The organism is Sphingomonas bacterium (genome assembly GCF_903643035.1).
In the GTDB taxonomy this organism is placed as follows: Bacteria; Pseudomonadota; Alphaproteobacteria; order Sphingomonadales; family Sphingomonadaceae; genus Sphingomonas.
The window spans coordinates 1-4,059 of record NZ_CAHJWW010000249.1 but is presented as its reverse complement, the minus strand read 5'-3'; the positions used below and the strand labels follow the sequence as shown (position 1 = coordinate 4,059).

Below are 4,059 nucleotides of genomic sequence, written 5' to 3'. Positions count from 1 at the left end.
GTGCGCCGCATCGTCCTGCTGGGCATCGGCGCGGGCGGCGAGGCGGATTGGGAAAAGGCGGGCGGCGCCCTGACCGCCCGGCTGCTGATGTCGGGCGTAGAGGCTGTGACGGTCGACCTTGCGGGCGCCTCGCCCACGCCGAAGGCGGTCGCGCGGTTCGCCGGCGCGGCGGCGCAGCGCGGGTGGCGGCACGACGTCTATCGCACGAAGCTCGCCGACAAGGCGAAGCCGACGCTGGCGACGATCACGATCCACGGCGCGCCCGACGGAGCCGAGGCGGCCTTCGAAGCGGTCGATGCCGTCACGCAGGGCATGGCGCTGACCCGCAGGCTGGTGGCCGAGCCGGCGAACATCCTCTACCCCGAAAGCTTCGTCGAGCAGGTGCGCGCGAGCGTGGACGGGCTGGGGCTCGAGATCACCGTGATCGACGAGGCGGAGATGGCGCGGCTCGGCATGGGCGCGCTGCTGGGCGTCAGCCAGGGTTCGCGGCGCGAGGCGCAGGTGCTGGCGCTGAAGTGGTCGGGCGCGGGGGAGGGCGATCCGGCGCTGGCGCTGGTCGGCAAGGGCGTGACGTTCGACACCGGCGGCATATCGATCAAGGGCGCCGCCGGCATGGAGGACATGAAGTGGGACATGGGCGGCGCCGGCGCGGTCGTCGGCGCGATGAAGGCCATCGCCGGCCGCCGCGCGAAGGCGAACGTCATCGGCGTCTGCGGCCTTGTCGAGAACATGCCCGACGGCAACGCCCAGCGCCCGGGCGACATCGTCACCAGCATGTCCGGCCAGACGATCGAGGTGCTGAACACCGATGCGGAAGGACGGCTGGTGCTGGCCGACGTCCTGACCTGGGTGCAGCGCACGCACCGTGTCACGACGATCGTCGATCTGGCGACGCTGACCGGCGCAATGATCGTCGCGCTGGGCCACGAGCATGGCGGGCTGTTCGCCAACGACGACGCGCTGGCCGACCAGCTGCTCGCCGCGGGCCTTTCGACCGGAGACCTGCTGTGGCGCTTCCCGCTAGGCGCGGCGTACGACAAGCTGATCGACTCGCCGATCGCCGACATGAAGAACATCGGCACCAAGGGGGCGGGCTCGATCACCGCGGCGCAGTTCGTCAAGCGGTTCGTGGAGGACGGCGTGCGCTGGGCGCATCTGGATATCGCGGGGATGGTGTGGTCTGACAAGCCGGGAGCGAACCACGACAAGGGCGCGACGGGCTATGGCGTGCGGCTGCTCGACCGGTTCGTGGCGGACAATTTCGAGGGGTGACGGCGTGGACGCGGCATGAGGGTCGACTTCTATCACCTCACCACCCGCCCGCTGGACCGGGTGCTGCCCCAGATCGCCGCCAGGGTGCTGGCGGAGGGCGGCCGCCTGCTGATCGTCGCCGGGGACGAGACGCAGCGCACCGGCCTCGACCGGTTGCTGTGGACCTATTCGCCCGACAGCTTCCTGCCGCACGGGCTGGCGGGGTCGGGCGACGAGGCGACGCAGCCCGTGCTGATCGCGGGCGAGGTGACGGCGGGCAACGGCGCACGCCACGTGGCGCTGGTCGACGGACGCTGGCGCGACGAGGTGACGGACGGCGCATCGGCGTTCGACCGCGCGTTCCACTTCTTCGACGAGGAGCATATCGAGGCCGCCCGGCTGGCCTGGAAGGCGCTGGGCGCGCGCGACGGGATCGAGCGCAGCTACTGGCGGCAGAAAGAGGAGGGCGGCTGGGAAAAGGTGGCGTGACGCCGTACCCGCCACTACCGTACCAGCCGCTACCGTTGCCCGCCGCCGTGCCCCCCACTGTAGTTGCCAAGCCCGGCCGTGCCGCCTAGGGCTCGCGCCGATCCAAGCCATCCAGACAGGAGCCCGTGACCGTCATGGCCGCGAACCGTACCTTTTCGATCATCAAGCCCGATGCCACCCGCCGGAACCTGACCGGGGCGGTGACGAAGATGCTGGAAGAGGCCGGGCTGCGGGTCGTCGCGTCGAAGCGGCTGCTGCTGTCGACCGCCCAGGCCGAGGACTTCTACGCCGTCCATGCCGAGCGGCCGTTCTATCGCGACCTCGTCGGCTTCATGACCTCCGGCCCGGTCGTGGTGCAGGTGCTGGAGGGTGACGACGCCGTGCGGCGCAACCGCGACGTCATGGGCGCGACCAACCCCGCCGATGCCGGCGCGGGCACGATCCGCAAGGAACTGGCCGAGTCGATCGAGGCCAACACGGTACACGGTTCCGACTCGGACGAGAACGCCGCGACCGAGATCGCGTTCTTCTTCCAGCCGGACGAGATCGTCGGCTAAGGAAGGTCCGGCAACCGGATGGCCTGGCGATTGCGGGCGGCGGGCGCGGGCGATGCCGATGCGCTGTCCCTCGTCGCGACCGCCACTTTCCTTGAGACCTACGCCGGTATCCTGGACGGCGCGGACATCGTCGCGCATTGCCGGGACAGGCTGACGGCCGCCGCTTTCACCGCCCTGATCGCCGACCCGATGACCCGCGTGACGCTGGCGGGGCACGACATCGGTGGAGCGCCGGTCGGCTATATGGTGGTGACACCGTCACGACTGCCGATCGCGCGCGACGGCGACACCGAGCTGCGCCGGCTCTATGCGCTCGCGTCGTTCCATGGCGGCGGTCTCGGCCCCGCGCTGATGGCGCGAGCGGTCGCGGAGGCGCGGGCGGACGGCGGGGCGCGGCTGTTGCTGGGCGTATACCATGGCAATGCGCGCGCGCGCCGGTTCTACGAGCGCAGCGGCTTCACGATCGTCGGCGAGCGCCCGTTCCGGGTCGGCGCGGCGGTGTACCGCGATCCGGTGTACGCGCTGACGCTTTAACGCCCCGTCGAGCCGAGCCAAGCCGGGCCGGGCCGCTAACGCCCCTGCCGCCGGGCCATGAAGGCCAGCCGCTCGAACAGCATCACGTCCGCCTCGTTCTTCAGCAGCGCGCCGGCAAGCGGCGGGATCGCCTTCGTCGGGTCGCGGTTCTGGAGTACGTCGAGCGGCATGTCCTCGTGCAGCAGCAGCTTCAGCCAGTCGATCAGCTCGCTGGTCGACGGCTTCTTCTTCAGGCCCGGCACCTCGCGGATCTCGTAGAACACGTCCATCGCGCGGTTCACCAGAATCTTCTGGATGCCGGGGAAATGCACCTCGACGATCGCCTGCATCGTCTCGCGGTCGGGAAAGCTCAGATAGTGGAAGAAGCAGCGGCGCAGGAACGCGTCGGGCAGTTCCTTCTCGTTGTTGCTGGTGATGACGACGATCGGGCGGTCGACGGCGCGCACCGTCTCGTTGGTCTCGTAGACGTGGAACTCCATGCGATCGAGTTCCTGGAGCAGGTCGTTCGGGAACTCGATGTCGGCCTTGTCGATCTCGTCGATCAGCAGGACGGGCGGGGAGGGGCGGGTGAAGGCCTCCCACAACTTGCCGCGACGGATGTAGTTGCCGATGTCGCTGACGCGCGGGTCGCCGAGCTGGCCGTCGCGCAACCGCGCCACCGCGTCATACTCGTACAGGCCCTGCTGAGCCTTGGTGGTGGACTTGATGCTCCATTCGATCAGTTCGGCGCCCATCGCGCGGGCGATCTCACGCGCCAGCACCGTCTTGCCGGTGCCGGGCTCCCCCTTCACCAGCAACGGGCGCCGGAGCGTCACCGCGGCGTTGACCGCGACCTTCAGGTCGGCGCTGGCGACATAGTCCTGCGTGCCGTCGAAGCGTTTCATGCACCGGTGCCTATCGGATGGCGGCCGTGGCGCAAGCCCCGCCGTCACTCCCGCGCGACCGCCCGCGACTCCAGCAACTGCCACAGCCCCCGATGCTGCGCGAGCACCTGTTGCGCGGCGAACAGCGCGGCGCGGGCATGGCTCTCGGCGATGGAGGGCGCAGGAAAGGCGAGGGCGAGGGGCTCGATCCCGAAACGGGCGGCGGCTGCGCCGAGCATCGCGTGGACGGCCCCCCAGTCGAGCAGCAGCGCCGCCGCCGCGCCGAGCGAACACCCCGCCCGGTCCGAGTGCGACAGCGCCTCGAACGCGCGGCGCTGGCCGGCGATCGCCGCCTCCGTTTCTGC

6 protein-coding genes are annotated in these 4,059 nt (G+C 70.3%); 4 read left to right on the top strand and 2 right to left on the bottom strand.

Features of this window, described 5'->3' with window-relative positions; all coding sequences use genetic code 11:
• The 4 genes from HUV01_RS13125 to HUV01_RS13110 form a co-directional block, all read left to right on the top strand.
• Nucleotides 1–1,272 (top strand): leucyl aminopeptidase (locus tag HUV01_RS13125; RefSeq protein WP_174298670.1); only part of this gene is annotated, 1,272 nt, incomplete at its 5' end.
• A gap of 15 nt (nucleotides 1,273–1,287) precedes the next feature.
• A complete protein-coding gene (locus HUV01_RS13120) occupies nucleotides 1,288–1,740 on the top strand; it encodes a DNA polymerase III subunit chi (RefSeq protein ID WP_174298669.1) in 453 nt (150 codons plus the stop codon).
• Nucleotides 1,741–1,874: 134 nt separating this feature from the next.
• The gene (ndk, locus tag HUV01_RS13115) at nucleotides 1,875–2,297 is read left to right on the top strand and encodes a nucleoside-diphosphate kinase (RefSeq protein ID WP_174298671.1); all 423 of its coding nucleotides are present in this window, start codon (nucleotides 1,875–1,877) and stop codon (nucleotides 2,295–2,297) included.
• An 18-nt stretch (nucleotides 2,298–2,315) separates the two neighbouring features.
• Complete coding sequence (locus HUV01_RS13110) at nucleotides 2,316–2,831, top strand: GNAT family N-acetyltransferase (protein WP_174298668.1); 516 nt, start codon at nucleotides 2,316–2,318, stop codon at nucleotides 2,829–2,831.
• A 35-nt stretch (nucleotides 2,832–2,866) separates the two neighbouring features.
• On the opposite strand, the gene HUV01_RS13105 is transcribed toward HUV01_RS13110, so the two are convergent.
• Both HUV01_RS13105 and HUV01_RS13100 read right to left on the bottom strand, forming a co-directional pair.
• Nucleotides 2,867–3,715, bottom strand: coding sequence for an AAA family ATPase (locus HUV01_RS13105; RefSeq protein ID WP_174298667.1), 849 nt, complete (start codon nucleotides 3,713–3,715; stop codon nucleotides 2,867–2,869).
• Nucleotides 3,716–3,759: 44 nt separating this feature from the next.
• Nucleotides 3,760–4,059, bottom strand: a 300-nt coding sequence (locus HUV01_RS13100; RefSeq protein ID WP_438827172.1) for a DUF6975 family protein, incomplete at its 5' end; no start/stop codon positions are given.